The 23,423-nt window shown below is 76.2% G+C and carries 24 protein-coding genes; 7 read left to right on the top strand and 17 right to left on the bottom strand.

The window, feature by feature from the left end:
• Positions 1-27: 27 nt before the first annotated feature.
• The 4 genes from J1G43_RS06330 to J1G43_RS06315 all read right to left on the bottom strand — a co-directional run bounded on the left by J1G43_RS06330 (position 28) and on the right by J1G43_RS06315 (position 3,395).
• Positions 28-579, bottom strand: coding sequence for an NADH-quinone oxidoreductase subunit B family protein (locus tag J1G43_RS06330; protein WP_089798377.1), 552 nt, complete (start codon positions 577-579; stop codon positions 28-30).
• 60 nt (positions 580-639) lie between these two features.
• Positions 640-1,002: an NADH-quinone oxidoreductase subunit A gene (locus J1G43_RS06325; protein WP_089798376.1), complete on the bottom strand. Its 363-nt coding sequence runs from the start codon at positions 1,000-1,002 to the stop codon at positions 640-642.
• Positions 1,003-1,077: 75 nt separating this feature from the next.
• On the bottom strand, positions 1,078-2,379 hold the full coding sequence (locus J1G43_RS06320) for a geranylgeranyl reductase family protein (RefSeq protein WP_207339098.1): 1,302 nt from the start codon (positions 2,377-2,379) through the stop codon (positions 1,078-1,080).
• A gap of 323 nt (positions 2,380-2,702) precedes the next feature.
• Positions 2,703-3,395 carry a demethylmenaquinone methyltransferase gene (locus J1G43_RS06315; RefSeq protein ID WP_207339099.1) on the bottom strand — a complete coding sequence of 231 codons (693 nt, stop codon included), beginning with the start codon at positions 3,393-3,395 and terminating at the stop codon, positions 2,703-2,705.
• Positions 3,396-3,502: 107 nt separating this feature from the next.
• Between J1G43_RS06315 and J1G43_RS06310 the strand changes: the two genes are divergently transcribed.
• Complete coding sequence (locus tag J1G43_RS06310) at positions 3,503-4,552, top strand: TRM11 family methyltransferase (RefSeq protein WP_207339100.1); 1,050 nt, start codon at positions 3,503-3,505, stop codon at positions 4,550-4,552.
• Between the two features lie 59 nt (positions 4,553-4,611).
• On the top strand, positions 4,612-5,940 hold the full coding sequence (locus J1G43_RS06305; RefSeq protein WP_207339101.1) for an isochorismate synthase MenF: 1,329 nt from the start codon (positions 4,612-4,614) through the stop codon (positions 5,938-5,940).
• A 177-nt stretch (positions 5,941-6,117) separates the two neighbouring features.
• Here the strand turns inward: J1G43_RS06305 and J1G43_RS06300 are convergent, their stop codons facing one another.
• The 3 genes from J1G43_RS06300 to J1G43_RS06290 form a co-directional block, all read right to left on the bottom strand.
• A complete protein-coding gene (locus tag J1G43_RS06300; protein ID WP_242635218.1) occupies positions 6,118-7,650 on the bottom strand; it encodes a S1C family serine protease in 1,533 nt (510 codons plus the stop codon).
• 105 nt (positions 7,651-7,755) lie between these two features.
• Positions 7,756-9,687: a 2-succinyl-5-enolpyruvyl-6-hydroxy-3-cyclohexene-1-carboxylic-acid synthase gene (gene menD / locus J1G43_RS06295; RefSeq protein WP_242635217.1), complete on the bottom strand. Its 1,932-nt coding sequence runs from the start codon at positions 9,685-9,687 to the stop codon at positions 7,756-7,758.
• On the bottom strand, positions 9,687-10,643 hold the full coding sequence (locus J1G43_RS06290; protein WP_207339104.1) for an o-succinylbenzoate synthase: 957 nt from the start codon (positions 10,641-10,643) through the stop codon (positions 9,687-9,689). Before J1G43_RS06290 ends, menD begins: the two co-directional genes overlap by 1 nt.
• Before the next feature lie 34 nt (positions 10,644-10,677).
• Here J1G43_RS06290 and J1G43_RS06285 point away from each other — a divergent pair, with 34 nt between their 5' ends.
• The gene (locus tag J1G43_RS06285; RefSeq protein ID WP_207339105.1) at positions 10,678-11,661 is read left to right on the top strand and encodes a 1,4-dihydroxy-2-naphthoyl-CoA synthase; all 984 of its coding nucleotides are present in this window, start codon (positions 10,678-10,680) and stop codon (positions 11,659-11,661) included.
• Positions 11,662-11,718: 57 nt separating this feature from the next.
• Here J1G43_RS06285 and J1G43_RS06280 read toward each other — a convergent pair whose 3' ends face one another.
• Together J1G43_RS06280 and J1G43_RS06275 are read right to left on the bottom strand one after the other, a co-directional pair.
• Entirely contained in the window at positions 11,719-11,910 is a 192-nt protein-coding gene (locus J1G43_RS06280) for a hypothetical protein (protein WP_207339936.1), read from the bottom strand.
• A gap of 205 nt (positions 11,911-12,115) precedes the next feature.
• Complete coding sequence (locus tag J1G43_RS06275; protein WP_207339106.1) at positions 12,116-13,198, bottom strand: DUF3048 domain-containing protein; 1,083 nt, start codon at positions 13,196-13,198, stop codon at positions 12,116-12,118.
• A 204-nt stretch (positions 13,199-13,402) separates the two neighbouring features.
• On the opposite strand from J1G43_RS06275, the gene menE reads away from it, so the two are divergent.
• The gene (menE, locus tag J1G43_RS06270; protein WP_207378162.1) at positions 13,403-14,560 is read left to right on the top strand and encodes an o-succinylbenzoate--CoA ligase; all 1,158 of its coding nucleotides are present in this window, start codon (positions 13,403-13,405) and stop codon (positions 14,558-14,560) included.
• An 82-nt stretch (positions 14,561-14,642) separates the two neighbouring features.
• Positions 14,643-15,512: a 1,4-dihydroxy-2-naphthoate polyprenyltransferase gene (locus J1G43_RS06265; RefSeq protein ID WP_207339108.1), complete on the top strand. Its 870-nt coding sequence runs from the start codon at positions 14,643-14,645 to the stop codon at positions 15,510-15,512.
• Positions 15,513-15,524: 12 nt separating this feature from the next.
• On the opposite strand, the gene J1G43_RS06260 is transcribed toward J1G43_RS06265, so the two are convergent.
• Positions 15,525-15,812 carry a DUF4229 domain-containing protein gene (locus J1G43_RS06260; RefSeq protein ID WP_207339109.1) on the bottom strand — a complete coding sequence of 96 codons (288 nt, stop codon included), beginning with the start codon at positions 15,810-15,812 and terminating at the stop codon, positions 15,525-15,527.
• Between the two features lie 42 nt (positions 15,813-15,854).
• Between J1G43_RS06260 and J1G43_RS06255 the strand changes: the two genes are divergently transcribed.
• On the top strand, positions 15,855-16,274 hold the full coding sequence (locus J1G43_RS06255) for a PLDc N-terminal domain-containing protein (protein WP_207339110.1): 420 nt from the start codon (positions 15,855-15,857) through the stop codon (positions 16,272-16,274).
• 85 nt (positions 16,275-16,359) lie between these two features.
• Here J1G43_RS06255 and ccsB read toward each other — a convergent pair whose 3' ends face one another.
• From ccsB to J1G43_RS06225, 6 genes are read right to left on the bottom strand one after another with little or no spacing between them, the layout of a single operon-like run.
• Positions 16,360-17,391, bottom strand: coding sequence for a c-type cytochrome biogenesis protein CcsB (ccsB, locus tag J1G43_RS06250; protein WP_207378161.1), 1,032 nt, complete (start codon positions 17,389-17,391; stop codon positions 16,360-16,362).
• Complete coding sequence (locus J1G43_RS06245; RefSeq protein ID WP_207370353.1) at positions 17,388-19,112, bottom strand: cytochrome c biogenesis protein ResB; 1,725 nt, start codon at positions 19,110-19,112, stop codon at positions 17,388-17,390. Before J1G43_RS06245 ends, ccsB begins: the two co-directional genes overlap by 4 nt.
• 8 nt (positions 19,113-19,120) lie before the next feature.
• Entirely contained in the window at positions 19,121-20,056 is a 936-nt protein-coding gene (locus J1G43_RS06240; RefSeq protein ID WP_207378160.1) for a cytochrome c biogenesis CcdA family protein, read from the bottom strand.
• Positions 20,053-20,673: a TlpA disulfide reductase family protein gene (locus tag J1G43_RS06235; protein WP_207339854.1), complete on the bottom strand. Its 621-nt coding sequence runs from the start codon at positions 20,671-20,673 to the stop codon at positions 20,053-20,055. Before J1G43_RS06235 ends, J1G43_RS06240 begins: the two co-directional genes overlap by 4 nt.
• A gap of 52 nt (positions 20,674-20,725) precedes the next feature.
• Positions 20,726-21,382, bottom strand: coding sequence for a histidine phosphatase family protein (locus tag J1G43_RS06230; RefSeq protein ID WP_207370255.1), 657 nt, complete (start codon positions 21,380-21,382; stop codon positions 20,726-20,728).
• A gap of 48 nt (positions 21,383-21,430) precedes the next feature.
• The gene (locus J1G43_RS06225) at positions 21,431-21,928 is read right to left on the bottom strand and encodes a MarR family winged helix-turn-helix transcriptional regulator (RefSeq protein WP_307859499.1); all 498 of its coding nucleotides are present in this window, start codon (positions 21,926-21,928) and stop codon (positions 21,431-21,433) included.
• A gap of 109 nt (positions 21,929-22,037) precedes the next feature.
• Between J1G43_RS06225 and J1G43_RS06220 the strand changes: the two genes are divergently transcribed.
• Entirely contained in the window at positions 22,038-22,586 is a 549-nt protein-coding gene (locus J1G43_RS06220; protein WP_207339116.1) for a YceI family protein, read from the top strand.
• Positions 22,587-22,698: 112 nt separating this feature from the next.
• On the opposite strand, the gene J1G43_RS06215 is transcribed toward J1G43_RS06220, so the two are convergent.
• Positions 22,699-23,397 (bottom strand): redox-sensing transcriptional repressor Rex, encoded by a 699-nt coding sequence (locus J1G43_RS06215; protein ID WP_207339117.1) that lies wholly within the window; start codon positions 23,395-23,397, stop codon positions 22,699-22,701.
• Positions 23,398-23,423 lie beyond the last annotated feature (26 nt).

Genomic DNA, 23,423 nt, shown 5'->3' with positions numbered 1-23,423 from the left:
CCTCGGCGGGTGTCGTGCGCTCGTCGCTCATCGCAGCAGTCCCGTCATGTGCGACGTCGGGGTCGCGGCCATCGCGGCCTCCTGCGCCTTGCGGGCGGCCTCCTGGCGGTTGACGCCGAGGGGCTCGTCCTGGATCTGCTGGTGCAGCGCGAGGATCGCGTGCAGCAGCATCTCGGGGCGCGGAGGACAGCCGGGCAGGTAGATGTCGACCGGGACGATGTGGTCGACGCCCTGCACGATCGCGTAGTTGTTGAACATGCCGCCGGAGGACGCGCAGACGCCCATCGACAGCACCCACTTGGGCCCGGCCATCTGGTCGTAGACCTGCCGCACCACGGGGGCCATCTTCTGGCTGACCCGGCCGGCGACGATCATGAGGTCGGACTGGCGCGGCGAGGCACGGAAGACCTCCATGCCGAGGCGCGAGATGTCGTACCGGCTGGTGCCGGCGGCCATCATCTCGATCGCGCAGCACGCGAGCCCGAACGTCACGGGCCACAGCGATGCCTTGCGGAAGTAGCCGACGAGGTCCTCGACCGTCGTCAGCAGGAAGCCCGAGGGCGCTTCCTCGATGCCCATGTCAGCCCCTCCTCAGGGTCGGTCGGCTGCGCGTCGTGGCGGGTTCCGGGCGCTGCTGCATCAGTCCCACTCCAGACCGCCGCGCTTCCACTCGTAGACGAACGGCACCGTGATGATCAGCAGGAACGCCATCATGGCCACGAGGCCGTACGTCGCGAGCTCCGTGAAGCCGACGGCCCACGGGTAGAGGAAGACGACCTCGATGTCGAAGATGATGAAGGTCATCGCGACCAGGTAGTACTTGATCGGGAAGCGCCCGCCGCCGATGGCGTGGGGCGTCGGCTCGATGCCGCACTCGTACGCCTCGAGCTTGGCGCGGTTGTAGCGCTTCGGACCCAGGATCGCGCTCGCGCCGACACCACCCAGGGCGAGGACGGCCGCGATCCCGATCATCACCAGGAGCGGGATGTACGGGTTGCTCATCGAGCGGTCCTCCTCGTCGAAGACGCCGGTCGGGTGGGCCGGACGGTGCGGGTGCGGGTGCGGGGTGGGGCGGCGTCAGGCATCGGGCGCCAGCCGGGCGAGCGCGGCGATGACGCGGTCCACGACGTCGCCACCTCGCGGTTCGTAGCAGTCGGCCAGCAGCTTGAGCACGAACTTCATCAGCAGCGGCCGGGGCAGACCGTACCGCGTGCAGACGTGCATCACCTGCGGGTGCTCGATGAGCCGCACGAAGATCCGACCGAGCGTGTAGTAGCCGCCCAGGTCGTCCTTCATGCGCTGCTGGTACGTGGCCAGCGACCGCTCGCGACCGGCGGCGGACCCGCGCGCGAGGCCCTGCGCGATCGCGTCGGCCGCCACGCGACCGGCCTGCAGGCCGTACGCGATGCCCTCGCCGTTGAACGGGCTGACCATGCCGGCGGCGTCGCCCGCGAGCAGCAGCCCGTCGGCGTACAGCGGGCCGCGGTTGAAGCCCATGGGCAGCGCCGCACCGCGCACGGGCGCGGTCTGGTTCTCCGGGGTGAACTCCCACTCGGCGGGGGCGTTCGCCATCCAGCGCGCGAACAGGTCCTTGTAGTCGACCTTCGTCGCGGCGGCCGTCGAGCTGACCGATCCCAGCCCGACGTTGGCGGTGCCGTCGCCGAGGGCGAAGATCCAGCCGTAGCCGGGCATGAGGTTGGACCGGCCGGGCGCGCCGTCCCACAGCTCGAGGTGGGACTCCATCCACGCGTCGTCGTGGCGCGGGGTGCGGAAGTACGTGCGCACCGCGACGCCCATCGGCCGGTCGTCGCGCTTGACGCGCCCGACGGCGGTGGCGAGCCGGGCGGAGACGCCGTCGGCGGCGACCACGACGGGGGCGCGGTAGGTGACCTCGTCGCCCGCGTCGACCGTGCGGCGGCCGTCGACGCCGACCGCCCGTGCCCGCACGCCCACGACGCGGCCGGTGCGCTCGTCGCGCACCGGGGCCGTCACGGACGTGCCCTCGAGCAGCTTCGCGCCGGCGGCGCGGGCGTGCTCGGCGAGGATCTGGTCGAACGAAGTGCGCGCCCGGGCGAGCCCGTAGGACGGGTAGCTCGACAGCTCGGGCCACGGCAGCTCGAGCCGGTGGCCGCCGCCGATGACGCGCAGGCCCTTGTTGCGGATCCAGCCGTCCTGCTCGCGGATCGGCACGCCCATGCGGACGAGCTCGGCCACCGCGCGGGGCGTCAGCCCGTCGCCGCAGATCTTGTCGCGCGGGAAGGTCGCCTTCTCCAGCAGGAGGACGTCGAGGCCTGCGGCCGCGCAGTGGTACGCCGCGGAGGCACCGGCCGGACCGGCGCCGACGACGATGACGTCCGCGTCATCGGTCGTTCCGTCCACCCTGGCCACCCCACTTGTGACGACGTTCACGTGCGACTCCGGCGAGTGTAACCAGCCCCTCAGACGCTGTCTGCGAAGGGTTGGCTTACCTCAACAGCTCCCCGGGACGAAGGTCCCGGTGAGGCGCCCGGAGCAGCACCGACGACCTTCCGCGAGCGTGCCGCCGGGCCCGGACCGCGGCGGGAGGACCATCGTCACCGACGACGCGGACCCGCGCAGCGCGGGGCCGGCGCGCAGCGCACACCCGCCGACGCTCCCTCGCGGCGGCCGCGACGCGACGAGCGTCACACCGGGGGCGTCCCGGCCGCGTGCGGGCGGGTCCGTCAGGGGCGTCGGCCGCGGTGCAGCGCGACCACGCCGCCCGTGAGGTTGCGGTACGCGACCTGCTCCCAGCCGGCCGCGCGCACCAGCCGGCCCAGCTCGCGCTGGTCCGGCCACTCCCGGATGGACTCCGCGAGGTACACGTAGGCGTCCGGCTCCTTGGACACCGCGCGGGCCACCGGCGGCAGCGCGCGCATGAGGTAGTTCGTGTACACGGTGCGGAACGGCGCGAACGTCGGCTGCGAGAACTCGCACACCACCAGACGCCCGCCGGGCCGCGTCACCCGCAGCAGCTCACGCAGCGCCGCGTCGACGTCCGCCACGTTGCGCAGCCCGAACGACATGGTCACGGCGTCGAACGACGCGTCGGCGAAGGGCAGGTGCAGCGCGTCGCCCGCCACGAACGGCAGGTCCGGGCGGCGACGGCGACCGACCCGCAGCATCCCGGTCGACAGGTCGCACGGCACCACGTGCACGCCGGCGTCGGCGAGCGGCTCGCTCGACGTGCCGGTGCCGGCCGCGAGGTCGAGGACCGTCTCGCCGCGCTGCGCGTCGAGCGCGGCGAGCGTGGCGCGACGCCACGCACGGTCCTGACCCAGGGAGATCACGTCGTTGGTGACGTCGTACCGGCGCGCGACGGCGTCGAACATGGCGGCGACGTCGCGGGGGTCCTTGTCGAGGGCGGCGCGAGGCATGTGCCCATGGTCGCAGGTCGGCGCCCCGGTGCGCGCACCGTGCTCGGGTAGCGTGGACGCGGCGCCGCCGGCGGCGCCGCACGACCGACCCGGGGGCCTCACCACCCATGCCGCAGTACGCGATCCTCGTCCAGCCCTCTGCCAACCGGGTGTACTCCCGCAACGCCGCGCGCCTCACCCGCAACGAGCTCCTCGGGCTCGACGAGCTGCTGCTCGACGGGCGCCTGCGCGCCCTCGGCGGACCGGTGGAGCGCACGATGGGCGGCGTCCCGTACCTCGTCGTCCCCGTCGCGGCACCGGAGCCCGAGGACCTGCGGGTCCTGGCGAACCTCTCCTCCCTGTTCGCGCTGTTCGAGCTGCGCGACGACGGCGCGCTCGTCCCCCTCGACCTCGAGCGGCTCGACCGCTACGACGACGACCTGCTGACGATCCTCAAGTACGTCGGCAAGACCAACGAGCAGCTCACCCGCCTCCTGCTGAACCTCACGGCCGCGGCCGCCACGACCCGCGAGGGGTTCCTGGGCTCCCGGCTGCGGGTGCTCGACCCGATGTGCGGGCGCGGCACCACGCTGAACCAGGCGCTCATGTACGGGTGGGACGCGTACGGCGTCGACGTCGACCGGCGCGACGTCGAGGCGTACACGGCGTTCGCCGCCCGCTGGCTGCAGGACAAGCGGCTCAAGCACCGCTCGGGGTCGACGCGGCTGCGCGTCGCCGGGAAGACCCTGGGGCGGCGCACCACGTTCACGCTCGCGGCCGACAAGGAGCTGTTCCGGGCCGGCGACGTGCAGACGCTCGAGGTCACGCAGGGCGACACGCTCGACGTCGACCGCATGTACCGCGCCGGGTTCTTCGACGTGGTCGTCGCCGACGCGCCGTACGGCATCCAGCACGGGTCGGTCACCGGGCCGCGCACGCCGTCGCGCGCACCGGGCGACCTGCTCGCCGACGCCCTGCCCGGCTGGGTCACGGTGCTGCGCCGCGGCGGCGCGCTCGGCCTGTCGTGGAACACCAAGGTGCTGCCGCGTCAGGACCTCGTCGCGATGCTCGTCGACGCGGGCCTCGAGCCGCTGGACGGCGACCCGTTCCTCGACCTGGCGCACCGCGTCGACCAGGCGATCGACCGCGACGTGGTCGTCGCCCGCAAGCCGCGCTGAGACGTGGGTCGCACCGCTCCGGGGCGAGCCCGCGGCGGTGAGGGCCTACCCTGAACGCGATGAGCACGTCGCCCAGCTCCCCCGTCACCGGGGGCGTCCCGCACCCTCTCGTGGTCCGCACCGTCGAGTGCCACGACCTGCCCGCGGGCGGCTCGACCGACCCGGCGGACCTGCTCGACCTGCTGGGGCCGGCGGCCCCGCTGGCCTGGGTGCGCCGCGGCGACGGCCTGGTCGCCTGGGGCGAGGCCGTGCGCGTCGAGGTGCGGGGCGCCGACCGGTTCGCCGCCGCCGAGCGCGCGTGGCACGAGGTGCTCGGGCGCGCGATCGTGCGCGACGAGGTGCGCCTGCCCGGCACGGGGCCGGTCGCCTTCGGCTCCTTCGCCTTCGACGACGACTCCCCCGCCGGCGGCGTCGTCGTGGTGCCGCGCGTGGTGGTGGGCCGCCGCGACGGGCGGACGTGGCTCACGACCGTCAGCACCGCGGGCGAGCTGGGCCCCGCGCCCCGCCTGCGGGACGTCCTGCCGCCGCGCACCGAGCCCCGCGCACCGGGCGACGTCACCTACACCGACGGCGCCGTGGCCGCGGACGACTGGATGGACGTGGTGGCGCGCGGCGTGGCCGCGATCCGCGCCGGTGAGGTCGAGAAGGTCGTGCTCGCGCGCGACGTGCGTGCCCGCACCGAGCACCCGCTGGACGTGCGGTGGGCGCTGCAGCGGCTCGCGGACCGGTACCGGTCGTGCTGGACCTTCAGCGTCGACGGCATGATCGGCGCCACGCCCGAGCTGCTGGTGCGCTCCGAGCGCGGGCTCGTCACGTCCCGGGTGCTGGCCGGCACGATCCGGCGCACCGGCGACGACGACGCCGACATGGCACGCGCCGCGATCCTCGCGCACTCCTCCAAGGACCTCGAGGAGCACGAGTACGCGGTCACGTCGGTCGCCCGCGCGCTCGCGCCCTTCTGCTCGTCGTCGAACGTGCCCGACGTGCCGTTCGTGCTGTCGCTGCCCAACGTGCTGCACCTCGCGTCCGACGTGACCGGTGTGCTCTCCGCGCCGCAGGGCGACGGTGCACACCCCTCGTCGCTGGCACTGGCCGCGGCCCTGCACCCCACCGCCGCGGTCTGCGGCACCCCGACGCAGGCGGCGCGCGCGCTCATCACCCGCATCGAGGGCATGGACCGCGGCCGGTACGCCGGTCCCGTGGGCTGGTTCGGCGCCGACGGCGACGGCGAGTGGGGCATCGCCCTGCGCTCCGCCGAGGTGGACCGCGACGACCCGCACCGGCTGCGGCTCTTCGCCGGGTGCGGCGTCGTCGCCGCCTCCGACCCCGCCGCCGAGCTCGCCGAGTCGCGCGCCAAGCTCGACCCGATGCGGTTCGCGCTGTCCTGACCCGCGCTGTCCTGACCCGCGCTGTCCCGACCCCCGCTGTCCTGACCCGCCGCACGGGGCCGCGCCGCCCGCCGGCGGGGACACCGCGGGCCCGCCGCGGGAGGGGGATCGCGGCGGGCCCGGTCGGGGGGGCGCGGCCCGGTGGGGCCGACCCGGGTCAGGGGGTGGGGCGGAGCGTCAGCCCTGGCCCCGCTGCTGCTGCTGCAGCCACTCCCAGAGCTGCTCGGGCGTCAGGCCGCCGGGCAGGGACTGGTCGCCCTGGCCCTGACCGCCCTGACCGCCCTGGCCCTGGTCGTCCTGGCGCGGCTGCGCCGAGCCGAGGTCGTCGGGCCGGGTGGCCAGCGTGACGTCCAGCTCGCGCGTCTCGCCGTCGCGCACCACCGTGACGGTCGCGTCGTCGCCCGACGACAGCGACCGGACGAGGGCCGTGAGCGCCTCCGCGCCGCCCACCGGCTTGTCGTCGACGGCGACGATGACGTCACCGGCCTGCAGGCCGGCCGCGGCGGCCGGCGAGCCCTCGTTGACCGACTCGACGACCGCACCGCGGCGCGTGACGCCGTCGGCCGTCGCGACACCGTCGGACAGCGAGACCCCGAGGAACGCGTGCTCGGCCTGGCCGTCCTCGATGAGCTGCGCGGCGACGCGCCGGGCGAGGTCGGACGGGATGGCGAACCCGAGGCCGATCGAGCCGGACTGCGCGCTCAGCGTGGCGATCGAGGACGTGATGCCGATGACCCGGCCCGTCGCGTCGAACAGCGGACCGCCGGAGTTGCCGGGGTTGACGGCCGCGTCGATCTGGATCGCGCTGGTCACCGCCGCCTCGCTGCCGCCGTCCTCCAGGGTCGAGACCGGACGGTCGACGGCCGAGACGATGCCGGTGGTCACGGTGTTGGCCAGGCCCAGCGGGTTGCCGACCGCCATGACCGGCTCACCGACCCGGACCTCGTCGGAGTTGCCGAAGGCCGCCGGCTGCAGGTCGTCGGGCGCGTCGAGCAGCTGCACGACGGCCAGGTCGGTGCTGGCGTCGGAGCCCACGACCTCACCCTCGAGGATCCGGCCGTCGGTGAGCGTCACCTGCACGTTGCCCTGGGCGCCCGAGACGACGTGGCTGTTGGTCAGCACGTGGCCCTCGTCGTCGATGATGACGCCGGACCCCTGCCCGCCGCCGGACTCCGTCTGGACCTCGATCGCGACGACGGACGCCTGCACGGCGGCCGCCACGGCCTGCCAGTCCGGGTCCTCGGCGTTCGAGCCCGAGACGGGCACCTCGTCGGTCGACGAGCGACCCACGTCGGCGAGCGAGGCGGACCGCGACGACGACCCGTCCTGGTCCAGCAGACCGGCCGCGGCGACGGAGCCGCCGCCCACCAGGAGGCCGACGACCGCTGCCGACGCGATCCACACCCACGCGCGCGACGAGCGCCGCCGCTCCTGGCCGGACCTCTCGCCCGGCTCCCCGGTCGGCGCGGCCCACGGGTCACCCGCGGGAGCGGCGGTGGTCGTCGGGGCGTAGCCGGGCGCGCCCGGGGCACCGCCGGCCTGCGCACGCTGGGCGGCCTCGTAGCGGGCCCACTCCTGCGCGGGCGACAGGCGCGGGGCGCCCTGCGGCGGCGTCGCGCCCTGCGGGGGGACTGCGCCGTGCGGGGGGACGGGCGTCGTCGGGTGGTGCTGGGGGTGGCTGCCGGGCTGCGGCTCGGGCGTAGTGGTCATGGCTGCCTCCTTCTCGACACCCATCACACCGCGTCGTCCTGGGATCGGCCTCCCAGGCGCCTGGGAACTTCCTGTGTGCCCGCCAGGAGGGACGGGGGCGCCTGCTCAGCCGCCGGACGACAGGGCCTTGTCCACCGCCGCCGCGACCTCGGCGGCGAGGCGCTCGGACAGGCCGCGGCGGTGCGTGCGGTCGACGCGGACCTCGACGACGCTCGTCCCGGTGCCGGGCGCCGCGAGCGCCGGCAGCAGGCCCTCGCTGTCGACCACGCGGGTGTGCCGCACGCCGTACGCGGCGCACAGCGCGGCGACGTCCACGCCGTGCGGGGTCGCGAACACGCGCTCGAAGACGTCGGCACGCTCGGGCGCGCCGTGCTCCAGGGTCGTGAAGACCGAGCCGCCGTCGTCGTTCGCCACGACGATCTGCAGGTCGACCGCCGGCTCGGCCGGCCCCCGCAGCAGCCCGCCCACGTCGTGCAGGAACGTGAGGTCGCCCAGGTACGCCCGCACCCGGCGCCGCGGCAGGGCGAGCGCGACACCGGTCGCGGTCGCGACCGTGCCGTCGATGCCCGCCAGCCCACGGTTCGCGAGCACCAGCGGAGCGAGGTCCCAGCGGGCGACGAGGTCGAGGTCCCGCACGGGGCTGGACGACCCGACGACCAGCACGTCGTCCGGCGCGCTGGCGCGCGCGACCGCCCGCGCCAGCGCCCAGCCGCTGACGCGCGGGCCGCTGCGGGAGCGACGGCCGTCCTCCGGGGCGTCGAGCGCACCCGCCAGCACGTCCTGCGCCGCCGCGTCGGCCGTGCGCCAGGCGTCGAGCCACCCGGCGGGCGCCCCGACGCGGCCCTGACGCATGCGCGCCGGCACGTCGAGCAGCACCTGGGAGGCGTTGCGCGCCGCGTCGGGCCAGTCCGCACCGCGGGGGGCGACCACGAGGACGTCGACGTCGGGGCGTGCCAGCAGCGCCTGCACGGGCCGCGACAGCGTGGGGCGGCCGAGCACCACGACGCGCCCCGTGCGCCCGCCGAGCCGCTCGTCGGCGAGCAGCAGGCGGTAGGCGCCGATCGCGGTGGGCCCCTGCCGCGCGCCCGACGACGGCTCGGCCAGCAGCGGCCAGCCGTTGGCCTCCGCGAGGCGGGCCGCCGCGGGACCGGCGCCGTCACCGGCGACGACCACCGTCGGCACCGGTCCGCGCGCACGCCGGGACGACCGACCGTCGCCCGGCTCGTCGAGCACGTCGACGACGACGGGCACCGCCCCCGTCAGCAGCCCGGCCGGCTCGGCGGGCAGCGCCCGTGCGGCCACGTGGGTCAGGCCCGCGTCGGACGGTGCGGGCCACGGCTCGTCACCCGGCACGAGCGGGTCGCGGAAGGCCAGGTCCAGGTGCACCGGCCCGGGGTCCTGCGTCCGCGCACCCGTCGCGGCGGCCACCGCCCGGGACACCGTGCGCCGCAGGTCGCGGTCCTCGCCGGGGCGTCCCACGGGGGCGGGCACGTCGACGGCCAGCCGCACCGCCGCGCCGAAGATCCCGACCTGCTCGGTCGTCTGGTTGGCGCCCGTGCCGCGCAGCTCGTGCGGGCGGTCGGCGGTGAGGACGACCAGGGGCAGCCCAGCATGGTGGGCCTCGAGCACCGCGGGGTGCAGGTTGGCGACCGCCGTGCCGGAGGTCGTCACGACCGCGACCGCCCGCGCCGGCACGGGACCGCGGTCGCCGGTGTGGGCCGACGCCTTGCTCAGCCCGAGCGCGAGGAAGCCCGCGTCGCGCTCGTCGATCCGCACGTGCAGCCGCAGCGCCGGGGCACCCGCGGGCCGCTCGTCGTCGGGGCGTGCGGCGTCGGCCAGCGCGTAGGCCAGCGGCGCGCTGCGGGACCCCGGCGCGAGGACGACGTCGCGCACGCCGAGCGCCGCGAGCGCCTGCACCAGCACCCGCGCGGCGGCCACCGCGGGCGCCGGCACGGCCGGGTCGCCCGCCGGCGCGGCCGCAGCCGTGCCCCGGCGCCGGCGGCGCGGTGCGGTCGGGTCCTGGGTCACGCCGGTCATCATGCCCGACCCGTCACGGCGGCGAGACGTGACTGCCAGTGCGCCACGACCTCCGGCGGCGCGGCCGCCGCCTCCAGCAGCCGCGGCGCGGGCACCGTCCGACGGACCTCGATCATCCCGTCGCGCGGCAGCAGGGGGTCCTCGACGAGGTCCTCGGCCAGCAGGGCGGCGGTCGCGAGCCCGCAGGCGTGCGGCAGGTCGGGCAGCGCGGCCGCGAGCGCCAGACCGGCGGCCAGCCCCACCGAGGACTCGAGCGCGGACGACACCACCACGGGCAGGCCCAGGCGCTCCGCCAGCTCCAGGCACGCCCGCACGCCCCCGAGCGGCTGCACCTTGAGCACCACGACGTCGGCGGCCTGCAGCCGCGCGACCGCGAGCGGGTCGTCCGACCGGCGCACGGCCTCGTCGGCCGCGAGCGGCACGTGCGTGCGACGGCGCAGGGCGGCGAGGTCCTCGACGCCCGGCACGGGCTGCTCGGCGTACTCCAGGCCGCCGGCCGCCCGGTCGAGCGCGGCGAGGCGTGCCACGGCGGTGTCGACGTCCCACGCCGCGTTGGCGTCGACGCGCACGGCCCCGTCGGGACCCAGCGCGTCACGCACCGCCTCGAGCCGGGCCTCGTCGGCACCGGCGGGCTGCCCCGGCTCGGCCACCTTGACCTTGGCCGTGCGGCAGCCGCCCGAGCCGCTGACGATGCGGTGCGCGAGCTCGGGGTCGACGGCAGGGACCGTGACGTTCACCGGGACGTGCGTGCGCACCGGCTCCGGCCAGCCCACGTCCGCGGCCTCGCGCGCCGCACGCCACCACCGGGTCGCGGCCACGTCGTCGTAGTCGCGGAACGGGCTGAACTCCCCCCAGCCGGCGTCACCCCGCACCAGGACGCCGTCGCGTCGGGTCAGCCCGCGGAACCGGGTGCGCAACGGCACGTCCCACACCACGGCCTCCGGCTGCGCGCTCACCGCCCCAGGCTACGGCGCTCGTTAGGGTGGGCCGGTGAACGACAGCGGCACCCCTGCCCCCCTGCCCGTGCGCGTCTCGCAGACGTTCGACCCGACGCGCTGGCGCGACGTCGAGGGCTTCGAGCACCTCACGGACGTGACCTACCACCGGGGACGCGCCCGCCCGACGCCCGAGCAGGCCGCCGCGGGTGCCGCCGAGCGGGACCTCCCGGTGGTGCGGATCGCCTTCCACCGGCCCGAGGTCCGCAACGCGTTCCGGCCCCACACGGTCGACGAGCTGTACGCGGTGCTCGACCACGCCCGGACCACGTCCGACGTGGGCACCGTCCTGCTCACGGGCAACGGCCCGTCGCCCAAGGACGGCGGCTGGGCGTTCTGCTCGGGCGGCGACCAGCGCATCCGGGGCCGTGACGGCTACCGGTACGCGGACGGCGAGACCGCTGCCGCGGTCGACCCGGCGCGCGCGGGACGCCTGCACATCCTGGAGGTGCAGCGGCTGATCCGGACGATGCCGAAGGTCGTCGTCGCGCTGGTGAACGGCTGGGCGGCCGGTGGGGGGCACTCCCTGCACGTGGTGGCGGACCTGACGATCGCCAGCCGGGAGCACGCCCGGTTCATGCAGACCGACGCGAACGTCGGGTCGTTCGACGGCGGGTACGGCTCCGCGCTGCTCGCGCGGCAGGTGGGGCAGAAGCGCGCGCGGGAGATCTTCTTCCTGGCCCGCGAGTACTCGGCGGACGACGCGTACGCGTGGGGTGCGGTCAACGACGTGGTCGACCACGCGGACCTCGAGGACGCCGGGCTGGAGTACGCGCGGATCGTGGCGACCAAGTCGCCCCAGGCGGTGCGGATGCTGAAGTTCGCGTTCAACCTGGCCGACGACGGCCTGGCCGGGCAGCAGGTGTTCGCGGGCGAGGCCACGCGCCTGGCCTACATGACCGACGAGGCGGTCGAGGGCCGCGACGCGTTCCTGCAGCGCCGGGAGCCGGACTGGTCGGGCTTCCCCTACGCGTACTGACGGTCGGGCGAGGGGACGGCGCACCGGGCGCCGTGAGGTGCCGGGCGCGGTGACGCGTCAGGCGCCGCCGACCCACGAGGCGAGGTCGACGAGGGTGGCGAGCATCGCACCACCACCCACGAGCAGGGCGACGAGCACGAGGCCCGAGGCGACGACCGCGACCGCCGACCGCAGGGAACGGTCCTCCGCGGCGGGACGGGGCGCACGCGCCGGACGGACGGTGACGGGGAGCGGGGTCTCTGCGGCCATGCGACCAGCCTGGCCGGGCACCCCGCACCGGCGCGTCGGACCGCAGGACCGCACGGGGCGCGGTCGCCTCGTCCCCGCGGGTGCCGCCGGTCCCCCGCAGGGACGAGGCACGTGCCCGCAGGGTCCACCCGGGGTAGCACAACCGCGGGGCCACCCGGGTGGCCGTGTCGCCCTGCCGGGACCCGGCGGGGACGGCCCGGTCGCGTCAGGAGACGGTGACCGACCCGCTGCCGGCCGGCACCAGCTCGACCCAGGTGTTGCCCGGCGCGAGGGTCGCGTCCGACCCGTCGGGCATCAGCAGCCGCAGCGGCTGGTCCTGCGCGTCCTTCTGCCAGCGCACCGGGACGGTCTTGCCGCCGGTCGCCACGACCGCGTCCCCGGAGCCGACCAGCTCGTACGTCGGGACCGGTGCACCGCCCTGCGCACCGAACCCGGTGGCGGGGTGGCCGGCGGTGATCATGACGACGTTGACCGCCGAGAGCCGGGCGCCGCTCGCCGCGACCGCCGGCTCGGCGCCCTCGGCGCGCAGCCAGGTGCCGGTCGCGGCGTCCCACGTCCACACGGGGTGCGACTGCGCGGACAGGCGCAGGTCGAGCGTGCCGGCCGGCGTGCCCGCCGTCGCGGCGGCGGCCTGCTCGGGCGTGCGGGCGAACGCGAACTGCTCGGGCGGGGCCGTACGACCCGCCTCGGCGGTCCCCCACCACGTGCTGAGCGAGCCGTAGACGTTGTGGGGCGCGCGCCGGCTGCCCACCCGGTACATGCCCGGCGCACCGGCGTCGTGGGACACGACCTGCACGCCGGACTGGTTCACCAGGTCGAGGATGCCGCCCTGCCCGCCCGAGAACGCGAACATGCCGTGCAGGGGCGCCACGATGAGGGGGTCCATCGGCCGCACGGAGCGGATCGGGCCGACCTCCTCGGGTGCCTGCGAGTGGAACACGGCGACGAACCGCGACACCTCGAACTCGACGATCGTCTCCCAGACCACGTCCGCCTGCTCGAGCCCCGACTGCGGGCGGGCCGCGGAGGTGTTCTCCACCTTCACGGCGACCGCGGGGCGCGGGTCGGGGGCGCCGGCGACGCCCGTCAGCGGCCACGTCGGCGGGACGTCCGGTACGGGGACGGCCTGCTTGTCGGCGACGACCTCGGCGCGCTCGGTCACCGTGGGAGCGGGCTCGGCGGCCGGCGACCCGCAGGCTGCCAGCGCGAGCGCGCCGAGCGCCGCCAGCGCGCCGGAGCGTGCCCGCCACCTGGGCGTCGTGCGCGTGCGTCCCACCGTCGATGCCATGCGTCCGTCTCCTGTTCCCCACCGGCGCGGCCCGCCCGTGCGCCCGTGCGCACGCCGGTGCCGGTCGCGCCCCGGGGCCCGACCACCGCGGCCGGACCGCGGGACACTCTACGACGCGCTGCCGGGTGGGCCGGTGAGGCTGTGGTCCCGCCCGTGGTGACGGCGCGTCGCACGGGCGGCCGCCCGACCACCTACGCTGTGCACGTGGACCGGCCGCTGCGCGACGTGCCCGCGCAGGCGCGGGACCTCCTCCCCGCACTGACCGCGGCGATCGAGGGCACGGGCCCCGCCGTGCGGGCGCTCGACGACGCGGAGCCGTCGCCCCGGGCGGGCACGCACGTGCCCGCGGACGTGGCGGTGGTCGTGCGCACGTCGGGATCCACCGGCCGCCCGCGCGACGTGATGCTGTCGGCCGCGGCCCTGCAGGCCTCCGCCGACGCCACCGCGGCACGGCTCGCCGGGCCGGGCAGCTGGCTCCTGGCGCTGCCCGTGCACCACGTCGCCGGCCTGCAGGTGGTGCTGCGCTCGGTGCTCGCGGGCCGGGAGCTCGCCACGCTGCCCGACGGGCCGTTCCGGGCCGCCGTCTTCACGCGTGCGGCGGGCGCCGCCACCGACGGACCGGGACCGCACTACACGTCGCTGGTCCCCACACAGCTCGTGCGGGTCCTCGACGACCCGGGAGCCACCGCCGCGGCGCGGGCCTTCGACGCGATCCTCGTGGGCGGCGCCGCGTGCCCTCCCCCGCTGCTGGCCCGCGCGCGCGCCGCCGGGCTGCGGGTGGTGACCACGTACGGCATGACGGAGACCTGCGGCGGCTGCGTGTACGACGGGCGCCCGCTCGACGGGGTGTCCGTCGCGGTGGACGCCGAGCAGCGGGTGTCGCTCACGGGACCTGTGCTGGCCACCGGCTACCTGCACCGCCCGGACCTGGACGCCACGACCTTCGTCACCACCGGCGGCCGGCGCTGGCTGCGCACGGCCGACCGGGGGCGGCTGGACGACGGCGTGCTGCACGTGCTGGGCCGGCTCGACGACGTGCTGGTCACCGGCGGCGTCAAGGTCGACCCGCTGGCCGTGGAGGAGGTGGTCGCCGGGCTGCCCGGTGTCCGCGACGTCTGCGTGGTCGGCGTGCCCGACCAGCACTGGGGCCAGTCGGTCGTGGCGGTCGTCGTCACCCGCGACGGTGCGGTCCCGCCCCTGACGGCGCTCCGCACGGCCGTCGCGTCGACGCTCGGCCCGGCGAGCGCGCCGCGGCAGGTCCTGGTGGTCGACGAGCTGCCGCTGCGCGGCCCCGGCAAGCCCGACCGACGGGCCGTCGCCCGCCTCGCCGCCCGGCGCATGTCCGAGCACCGCACCACCTGACCCGCACCGACCGACCCCGCGCGACCGGGGCGGTCCTGCCTCCGCGTCACCCGCCCCGCACCCGCCCACGAACAGGAGCACGATGGCCACCGCCTCCGACTGGCTCGCCGGTGCACGCCCCCGCACGCTGCCCGCCGCCGTCGCCCCCGTGCTCGTCGGTACCGGGGCCGCGGCCCAGGTCGACGCCGCGCACACCGGGCGGGCGCTGCTCGCCGCCGGGGTCGCGCTGGCGTTGCAGGTGGCCGTCAACTTCGCCAACGACTACTCCGACGGCGTCCGCGGCACCGACGTGGACCGGGTGGGGCCGATGCGGCTCACGGCCTCGGGTGCCGCGCCGCCGCGGCAGGTGCGCGGTGCGGCGTTCGCGGCCTTCGGGGTGGCCGGGCTGCTCGGCCTCTGGCTCGTCGCCCTGTCCGGCGCGTGGTGGCTGCTGGCCGTCGGGGCGCTGTGCGTCGTCGCCGCGTGGACCTACACCGGCGGGCGGCGGCCCTACGGCTACCTGGGCCTCGGCGAGGTCGGGGTGTTCGTGTTCTTCGGCCTGGTCGCGGTGATGGGCACCACGTACACGCAGGCGGGGACGGTCACGTGGCCGTCCGTGGTCGGGGCTGTCGCGGTGGGGCTGCTGGCGTGCGCGCTGCTCATGGCCAACAACCTGCGCGACGTGCCCACCGACGTCCTGGCCGGCAAGCGGACCCTCGCGGTGCGGCTCGGGGACCACCGGGCGCGCCGGGTGTACGCCGGCATGGTCGTGCTGCCGATCCTGCTGGGCGCGGTGTGCGCCGCCGTGGCGCCGTGGTCGCTGCTGGTGCTGCTGCTGCTCGGCCCCGCGGTGCTGCTCGCGGTGGCCGTGCTGGCCGGCGCCCGCGGCATCGCCCTGGTGCCGGTGCTCGGTGGCACCGGGCTGCTCGAGCTGGGCTTCGGGGTGCTCCTGGGGGTCGGGCTCGCGCTGTGACCCCGCGCGGCGTCAGCGCTCCGCGCCGCCGGTGCCGTGCGGCAGGACCGACGCCTCGGCGTCCTCGTCCTGGGCGTCCCGGGCCACGGTGCCGCCGGACGCCCCGCGGCGCGCGGCACGGTCGGCCAGGTGCCGTGCGGCGGCGTCGCGCTGCCGCGTGAGCAGCACGTACGACAGGGCGAACCCGATCACCGCACCGATCACCGGTGCGAGCCAGGAGCGCATCCCCACGCCCCACAGCACGCCGGTGGCGGCCAGGAAGAGGGCGATGCGCAGCAGGGAGTACGTCACGACGGGCACCCCACCAGGGTAGGCGTCCCACGGCACGCATAGGGTGGACGGGTGCTCAGGTACCTGCCGATCGTGATCGTCGTCGCACTGTCCGTCTACTGCGTCTTCGACGTGCTGGGCAGCGACGAACGCCGCCGACGCGGGCTGTCCCGGCACCTGTGGCTGCTCGTCGTCCTGGTGCCGCTGGTCGGCGCGGTCGCGTGGCTGCTGGCCGGGCGGGGATCGTCGCAGGGTGGCGTCGCACGGCGCGGCACGGGTCCGGTGGCACCGGACGACGACCCGGAGTTCCTGTTCCGGCTCGACCAGGAGCGCCGCCGCCGCCAGCAGGAGCGGGACGCGCGCGGCGACGGCGACGGCGGGAAGGGCGCCGACGACGCCCCCGGTGCGCGGGGCGGTGACGCCCCCGACGACGGCGACGGCACGGCCGACGGCACCGGGCCTGCGGCCAGCGACGACGCACCGTCCGCCTGACGGGTCGGCACGAGCGCCGTCGGTCCCGCGACACGCGAACGCCCCGCCCCGCGGCACGAGGCCGGGCGGGACGGGGCGGTCGGGCTCAGAGCCCGGAGTACGAGTGCTTGCCGTCGATGAACAGGTTGACGACCGTGAAGTTGGCGAGCACGACCGTGTAGGCGACGAACACGAGGTACGCGGCCTTGCGCCCGGACCAGCCGCGCGTGCTCCGCGCGTGCAGGTAGGCGGCGTAGACGACCCACGAGACGAACGTGCCGACCTCCTTGGGGTCCCAGCCCCAGTACCGGCCCCACGCCTCCTCCGCCCAGATGGACCCGCCGATGAGCGTCAGGGTCCACAGCACGAACCCGACGGCGTGCTGACGGAACGACGAGGCCTCGAGCCGCCGGGCGTCCGGCACCTGCTCGAGCCACGCGAACGCCGGACCGGTGACGCGTGCGCCGTGCAGCGCACGACGTACGCCGTCGAGCTGCGACCAGGGGCGGTCCAGGCGGGTGCGCCCGGTCGCCCGCGCGTCGCGCAGCACCTGCAGCGCGGTCGTCGCGAAGGCGACCGTGAAGATGCCCGTGGCGAGGATGGCGACGCCGACGTGCAGGACCAGCCAGTAGTGCTGCAGAGCGGGCTGCACGGCGTCGGCGCGCACGTGCAGGGTGTTGAGCGCGAGCACGAGCGCGAGCACCGAGATGCCGGACACCAGCACCCCGACGAACGCGATCGGGTACCGGCGCTGCACCACGACGAGCGCGGTCACGGCGCAGAACACGCCCACGATCGTGAACTCGTACATGTTGGCGGTCGGCCAGCGGCCCGCCGCGACGCCGCGCAGCACGATGGCCACGAGCAGCAGCAGCGCACCGAGGGTCAGCGTCGAGCGCGCGATGCCGGCCGCCCGGCCGCCGGCCGTGCCCGCAGCCGTGCCGTCACCGGCCACGGTCGTCCCCGCCGGGGGCGTCGCGGGGGCGCCGGCCCCCACCAGGGCGGGGGTGCGGACCTCCCGTGCCGCACGCGCGACCTCCGTGAGCCGCGTGAGGTCGACGGAGTACGCGATCAGCGCGAGCGTCAGCGCGGTCGCGGCCGACCAGACGAAGAGGTCGCTCAGCTCGGCGACGGTCATGACCTGTCCTCCTGCGGGACGTCGGGCCCGGTCGGGGGGTGCGACGGGCGGGGAGCGCCGAGCACGTCCGCGAGGACGCGGTCCAGCTCGGGCTGCAGACCGACGTCGTCGCCACGGGCGAGGCCGGCGGCCGTGACCACTGTAGCCGCGGAACCAGGACCTTCGTCCGTGGCAGCGGCGGGGGCGGCGCGCACCCAGAGCCGTCGGCGCGGGGCGAACAGCGACGCCGTGAGGCCGGCGAGGGCGAGCAGCGAGAACGTCAGCACCCACGTCAGCGACGGGTCGTGGCGCAGGTCGAGCGCGACGAACCGCGGCAGGTCGTCGAACGTGAGGGTGCCCAGCCCGTCCGGGAGCTCGACGGTCTCGCCGGGCCGCACGTAGAGGGTGACCACCTCGCCGTCCGCGTCGACGGCCTGCTCCATGCGCGACTCGTCCAGGCGGTACACGTTCTGCGGCACCCCGGTGTCCAGCCCCAGGTTGCCCGACCACACCGACAGGACCAGCAGCGGGTCGTCGGGCTGCGGGTGGACGGAGCGCCACAGCCCGGGCACGGGCTCCTGCGCGGTGGGCAGCAGGAACCCGACCAGGCCGACCTGCGGCTGGTCGCCCGACACGTCGGGCACCTTGACGACGCCCCGCGACGTGTACACGTCGTCCTGCGGCAGGAACGGCACGGGCCCGGAGAACGCGACCTCCCCCGAGGCGTCGTGCACCGTGACGGCCGGCGCGTAGCCGTTGCCCTGCAGGTACACCTTGGCCCCGCCGGCGACCGTGGGGTGGTTGACCTTGATGGTGCGCTCCTCCGGCTCACCGCCCGGCTCCGTGACCGTGACGTGCGCCGTGAAGTCGCGCGACTGCAGGGTCTCGGGGTCGAACTGCGCCTCGAAGTCGTCGAGCCGCATGGTGAACGGCACGAGGTCCGCGGGGTCGAACGCGGAGCCCCGCTCGAACGTGTCGTACGCGGCCTGCACGTTGGCGAACCCCGTGCCCTGCACGACGATGGCCTGCCCGCGGTAGTGCAGCATCTGGCCCGTCGCGATCGCGATCAGCAGCCCGACGAGCGCGAGGTGGAACACGAGGTTGCCGGTCTCGCGCAGGTACCCGCGCTCGGCGGACACCGACCAGACGCCGGCACCCTCGTCGTGCACGTCGACGCGGAAGCCGGGCACGCCCAGCCGGCGGCGACGCAGCACGGCGGCGGCGCGCGCCACGACGTCCGGCGGCGCGTCGGGGGACGTCCCGCCGCCCTGCGCGGGGAACCGCCCGAGCCGCCGCGGGGTGCGCGGCGGCCGGCCGCGCACGGCGGTCAGGTGCACGCGGGTGCGCGGCAGGATGCAGCCGATGAGGGAGACGAACAGCAGCAGGTAGATCGCCGAGAACCAGACCGACGCGTAGACGTCGAAGAACCCGAGCCGGTCGAGCCAGGGCCCCGCGGTCGGGTGGTCGGTGAGGTACGCCGACACGCCGCCGGGGTCCTGCGGGCGCTGCGGGAACATCGTGCCCGGCACGGCGGCGACGGCCAGCAGCACGAGCAGCAGCAGGGCGACGCGCATGCTCGTGAGCTGCCGCCACGCCCAGCGCAGCCAGCCCCGCAGCCCGAGGGCGGGCAGCGCGTCGGCGCGGGTCGGGGCCGTCGCCTGCTCACCGCCGTCGGTGAAGGCGTCGTCGAGACCCTCGGGCCGGTAGCCCGGGGTCGTGGTGGGGGTCGCGTCGGGGGTCACGGGGCCGCTCACAGCGCCGGCACGAACGGGTCGCCACCGGTCAGGACGCCCTGCAGCCAGGCCGCCCACGTGCCCCACGCGCCGGTGAGCAGCGCGACGCCGAGCACGACGAGGACGGCACCTCCGGTGCGCTGGACGGCGAGCCGGTGCCGCTGCAGCCAGCCCACGGCACGCTGCGAGCGCTGCAGCCCGACGCCCACCAGCACGAACGGCAGGCCCAGGCCCACGCAGAACACGGCAGCCAGCAGCGCGCCGCGCGCCGCGGACCCCCCGGTGAGGGACAGCGTGAGGATCGCGGCGAGCGTCGGGCCGATGCACGGGGTCCACCCCAGCCCGAACGCGACACCGAGCAGCGGCGCGCCCCACACGCCCGCGCGCGGCGCGAGCCGCGGCCGGCGCGCGGCCTGCAGGAAGGGCACGGCCCCGAGGAACGCCAGGCCCAGGACGACGGTGAGCGCGCCGAGCGCGCGGCTCACCGGGTCCTGCCACTGCCACAGCGCGGCGCCGAGCGTGCCGGCGAGGGTGCCGAACGCCACGAACACGAGGGTGAAGCCCGCGACGAAGAGCACCGCGCCGACCAGCAGCGTCCGGCGACCCACCGGCGCGGGCAGCGGCACCGCGGCACCGGCCGCGACGGCGGGGACCGCGGCCCCGCCGGCCGGCGGGGCCGTCGGGCGCACGTCGGCCGCGGCGGTCACGGGCACGGCGGGGGCGGCGCCCAGCCGGACGACGTCCGTGGCGTCCACGAACCCGAGCCGCGCGCCCGGCGCGCGGCGCACCCCACCGACGAGCCCGCCGAGGAGACCCAGGTAGCCCGGCACCAGCGGCAGGACGCACGGGGACGCGAAGGACACGAGGCCGGCGAGCAGCGCGACGGGCACGGCGAGCAGCAGCGAGCCGTCGACGACGGTGGTGCCGAGCCCGGCGGCGAGCGCCCCGCTCATCGCGCACCCTCCGCGGCGGGCGCCCACGCCGACGCGTCCGGCCCGCTCGACGCGCTCCCGGCGCCCTCCGCGAGCAGGTCCTCGACGAGCGCACGCAGCGTGGAGGGCTCGACGAGACCGAGGACGCGGGCGGCCACGCGACCCTCGCGGTCCAGCAGCACGGTGGTGGGGACCGCGTTGACGGGCACGACGCCCTGCAGCGTGGCGATCGCGGCACCGCTGGTGTCGTCGAGCGACGGGTAGGGCACGGCGAGCTGCCGCTGGAAGGCCTGGGCCGTGCCGGCGGCGTCCCGGCTGTTGATGCCCAGCACCCGCAGACCCTGGTCGGCGTAGTCGGTGGCGACGGCCGCGAGGTCGGGTGCCTCCGCGCGGCACGGCGGGCACGCGGCGTACCAGGTGTTGAGCAGCACGACGTCGCCGCGCCACTGCGCCAGGTCGTGCGCACCACCCTCGTAGTCGGTGCCCGTGATCGTCAGCGGCCCGACGCGGTCGTCCGGTGCCCACGTGGTGGTCGACCCGTCGCCGGACTGGTAGCCCTGGTCGACGACGTCGGGCACGTCCCCCGCGGGGTCGTCCGTGCCGCACCCGGCGAGCAGCAGGGCGAGTGCCGTGGCCACGGCCGCGGGGACGAGGGCCGCACGGTGCGGCCGGGCGGGGCGTCGGCGCACGTCAGGCCCCGGCGACGGGGGACGCTCCGGGCAGCAGGGACGCGGCGGGCTCGCCGTAGCCGACGCCTACCAGCACGTCGTCCTCGAACCGGAGGGTCGTGAGGGACGCCAGCGCGCACTGCCGGCGGCGGGGGTCGTGCCACAGGCGGCGGTTCTCGAGAGCCAGGCGCGTCACCCAGATCGGCAGCTGGTGGCTGACGAGCACGGCCTCGTGGCCGCGGGCGGCGACGCGGGCGGCGTCGACCGCGGCGAGCATGCGGTCGACCTGCTCGGCGTAGGGCTCGCCCCACGACGGGCGGAAGGGGTTGCGCAGGTAGGGCCAGTGGGCCGGGTGCCGCAGCGAGCCGTCGCCGACGCCGAACGTCATGCCCTGGAAGTGGTTGTCGGCCTCGATCAGCCGGTCGTCCGTGCCGACCGGGACGCCGAAGGCCGCGGCGAGGGGCGCGGCGGTCTCCTGCGCGCGCTGCAGCGGGGAGGACGTGACCACGACCACGTCGCGCCGTGGTGCGCCCTGCTCGCCGGCCAGCGTGGCGGCGACGAGCTCGGCCATCCGCAGCCCGCGCTCGGACAGCCGGTAGCCGGGCAGCCTGCCGTAGAGCAGACCCTCGGGGTTGTGCACCTCACCGTGCCGCAGCAGGTGGACCGTCGTGGCGACCATGTGCACAGTGTCGCAAAGTCTGCGGCGTCCCCGTGCGCGTCGGCGGGCTCAGCGTGCGGCGTCCCCGTCGGCGTCGGGCAGGCACCCCGGGCCGCGCAGGTGCGCGACGACGACGCGCATCGCCTCACCCAGCGCGGCCAGCTGGGCGTCGTCCAGCACGTCGACGAGGTGCCGCCGCACGGACTCGACGTGACCGGGCGCCGCGGCCACGAGCACCTGCCACCCGTGGTCGGTGAGCACGCAGTTCACGCCCCGGGCGTCGTCGAGCGCGGGCTCGCGGCGCACGATGCCGGCGCGCTCCATGCGGGCGACGGTGTGCGTCAGCCGGCTCCGGGAGTGCGCGAGGTCGTCCGCGAGCTCGGACATGCGCAGGGCGCGGCGCGGCGCCTCGGAGAGCCGCACGAGCACCTCGTACTCCCCGAGCGACAGCCCGCTGCCCTCGTCCAGCTCGCGCCCCAGGACGTCGAACAGCAGCGCGGTCCCGTCGCGGAACGCGCGCCAGTCGCGCTGCTGCGTGGCGGAGAGCCAGCGCACGTCGTCGGGCACGGGTGTCCTCCTCAGGGGTTGCGCTCGGCAGCCCACCGTAGTAGAAAGATCAACAACAGTTACTTGTCGAATCAACGAAATCGTTCGGCACCGAACCGCGGAGGACCCCATGACCGCTCTGCCCACCGGCCTCACCGCCGGCACCTGGAACATCGACCCGACGCACACGGACGCGTCGTTCACGGTCCGTCACGCCGGCATCTCCAAGGTCCGGGGCACGGTCGCCGTGACGTCCGGCACCCTCACGGTCGGCGAGGACCTGGAGTCCTCCGCCGTCTCGGTGACGCTCGACCCGTCCACGGTCACCACCGGTGACGCCAACCGCGACGGCCACCTCAAGAGCGCCGACTTCTTCGACGTCGAGACGTTCGGCGGGTGGACCTTCGCCTCCACCGCGATCCGTACGGACGGCGGCGACAAGCACGTCGTCGTCGGCGACCTGACGATCCACGGCGTCACGCGCGAGGTCGAGCTGGAGACCGAGTTCAACGGCACCGCGGTGGACCCGTTCGGCAACACGCGCGCCGGCTTCGAGGCGACCGTCACCATCTCCCGCAAGGACTTCGGCCTCACGTGGAACGCCGCGCTCGAGGCGGGCGGCGTCCTCGTCGCCGACAAGGTCCGCATCGACCTGGACGTGTCCGCCATCAAGGCCTGACGCTCCCCACCGGGGCACCACGCCCCGACCCCGTCCGTGAGGGCGCGACGTCCCCCGTCGCGCCCTCGCGGCACGTCCGGGCACCGTCGGCACCGACCCCGGGCGTCGCCGTTCACGACGCCCCGCCGCCGGCGCTGCGCGCGCGGTCGTGGAACGCCAGGATCTGCAGCTCGGACGCCACGTCCACCGCCCGCACGTCGACGTGCGGCGGCACGCGCAGCGCGCACGGCGCGAACGTGAGGACGCCGACCACCCCGGCGGCGACCAGCGCGTCGCACACCTGCTGCGCGACGGCGGCCGGCGTCGTCAGCACCGCGATCGTCGCCCCGGTGCGCGCCACCACCGCGGCCAGGTCGTCGGCCGGCTCGACCACGAGCCCGGCCACCGTCGTGCCCACCACCGCCGGGTCCGCGTCGACCAGCCCCACCAGCACGAAGCCCCGCTCGGCGATGCCGGCGTAGTTCGCCAGGGCGTGCCCCAGGTTGCCGACGCCCACCAGCAGCACGCGGCGCACGTCGGCCAGGCCGAGGGCCACCGTGACCTGCTCGCGCAGGTGCGCGACGTCGTAGCCCACCCCGCGACGACCGTACGAGCCGAGGTACGACAGGTCCTTGCGCAGCTGTGCCGGGGTCACGCCCGCGCGCTCCGCCAGCTCGTCGGACGACGTCAGGACGGCACCGGCCGCCGCTGTCGCCTCGAGCGCCCGCAGGTAGCCGGGCAGCCGCCCGACCGTGGCGGACGGCACGGCCTGGCCGTCACGTCCGGCGCGGCCGTCGGCCCCGCGTCGTGCTGCGCTGCGCCGACCGTCCACTGACCCTCCGCACCCGCGTCGCCGGG

Origin of the sequence: Cellulomonas sp. zg-ZUI22 (genome assembly GCF_017353535.1) — a bacterium.
Classification (GTDB): domain Bacteria; phylum Actinomycetota; class Actinomycetes; order Actinomycetales; family Cellulomonadaceae; genus Cellulomonas; species Cellulomonas wangleii.
Note: the sequence above shows the minus strand (reverse complement) of the source record. Positions and strands in the feature narration are given on the sequence as shown.

Excerpts from the sequence above, each read along its gene's own strand:
- J1G43_RS06330 (WP_089798377.1), bottom strand. The coding sequence starts at position 579 with ATGGGCATCGAGGAAGCGCCCTCGGGCTTCCTGCTGACGACGGTCGAG.
- J1G43_RS06325 (WP_089798376.1), bottom strand. The coding sequence starts at position 1,002 with ATGAGCAACCCGTACATCCCGCTCCTGGTGATGATCGGGATCGCGGCC.
- J1G43_RS06315 (WP_207339099.1), bottom strand. The coding sequence starts at position 3,395 with ATGCCTCGCGCCGCCCTCGACAAGGACCCCCGCGACGTCGCCGCCATG.
- J1G43_RS06310 (WP_207339100.1), top strand. The coding sequence starts at position 3,503 with ATGCCGCAGTACGCGATCCTCGTCCAGCCCTCTGCCAACCGGGTGTAC.
- J1G43_RS06305 (WP_207339101.1), top strand. The coding sequence starts at position 4,612 with ATGAGCACGTCGCCCAGCTCCCCCGTCACCGGGGGCGTCCCGCACCCT.
- J1G43_RS06300 (WP_242635218.1), bottom strand. The coding sequence starts at position 7,650 with ATGACCACTACGCCCGAGCCGCAGCCCGGCAGCCACCCCCAGCACCAC.
- menD (WP_242635217.1), bottom strand. The coding sequence starts at position 9,687 with ATGACCGGCGTGACCCAGGACCCGACCGCACCGCGCCGCCGGCGCCGG.
- J1G43_RS06280 (WP_207339936.1), bottom strand. The coding sequence starts at position 11,910 with ATGGCCGCAGAGACCCCGCTCCCCGTCACCGTCCGTCCGGCGCGTGCG.
- J1G43_RS06275 (WP_207339106.1), bottom strand. The coding sequence starts at position 13,198 with ATGGCATCGACGGTGGGACGCACGCGCACGACGCCCAGGTGGCGGGCA.
- J1G43_RS06265 (WP_207339108.1), top strand. The coding sequence starts at position 14,643 with ATGGCCACCGCCTCCGACTGGCTCGCCGGTGCACGCCCCCGCACGCTG.
- ccsB (WP_207378161.1), bottom strand. The coding sequence starts at position 17,391 with ATGACCGTCGCCGAGCTGAGCGACCTCTTCGTCTGGTCGGCCGCGACC.
- J1G43_RS06240 (WP_207378160.1), bottom strand. The coding sequence starts at position 20,056 with ATGAGCGGGGCGCTCGCCGCCGGGCTCGGCACCACCGTCGTCGACGGC.
- J1G43_RS06230 (WP_207370255.1), bottom strand. The coding sequence starts at position 21,382 with ATGGTCGCCACGACGGTCCACCTGCTGCGGCACGGTGAGGTGCACAAC.
- J1G43_RS06220 (WP_207339116.1), top strand. The coding sequence starts at position 22,038 with ATGACCGCTCTGCCCACCGGCCTCACCGCCGGCACCTGGAACATCGAC.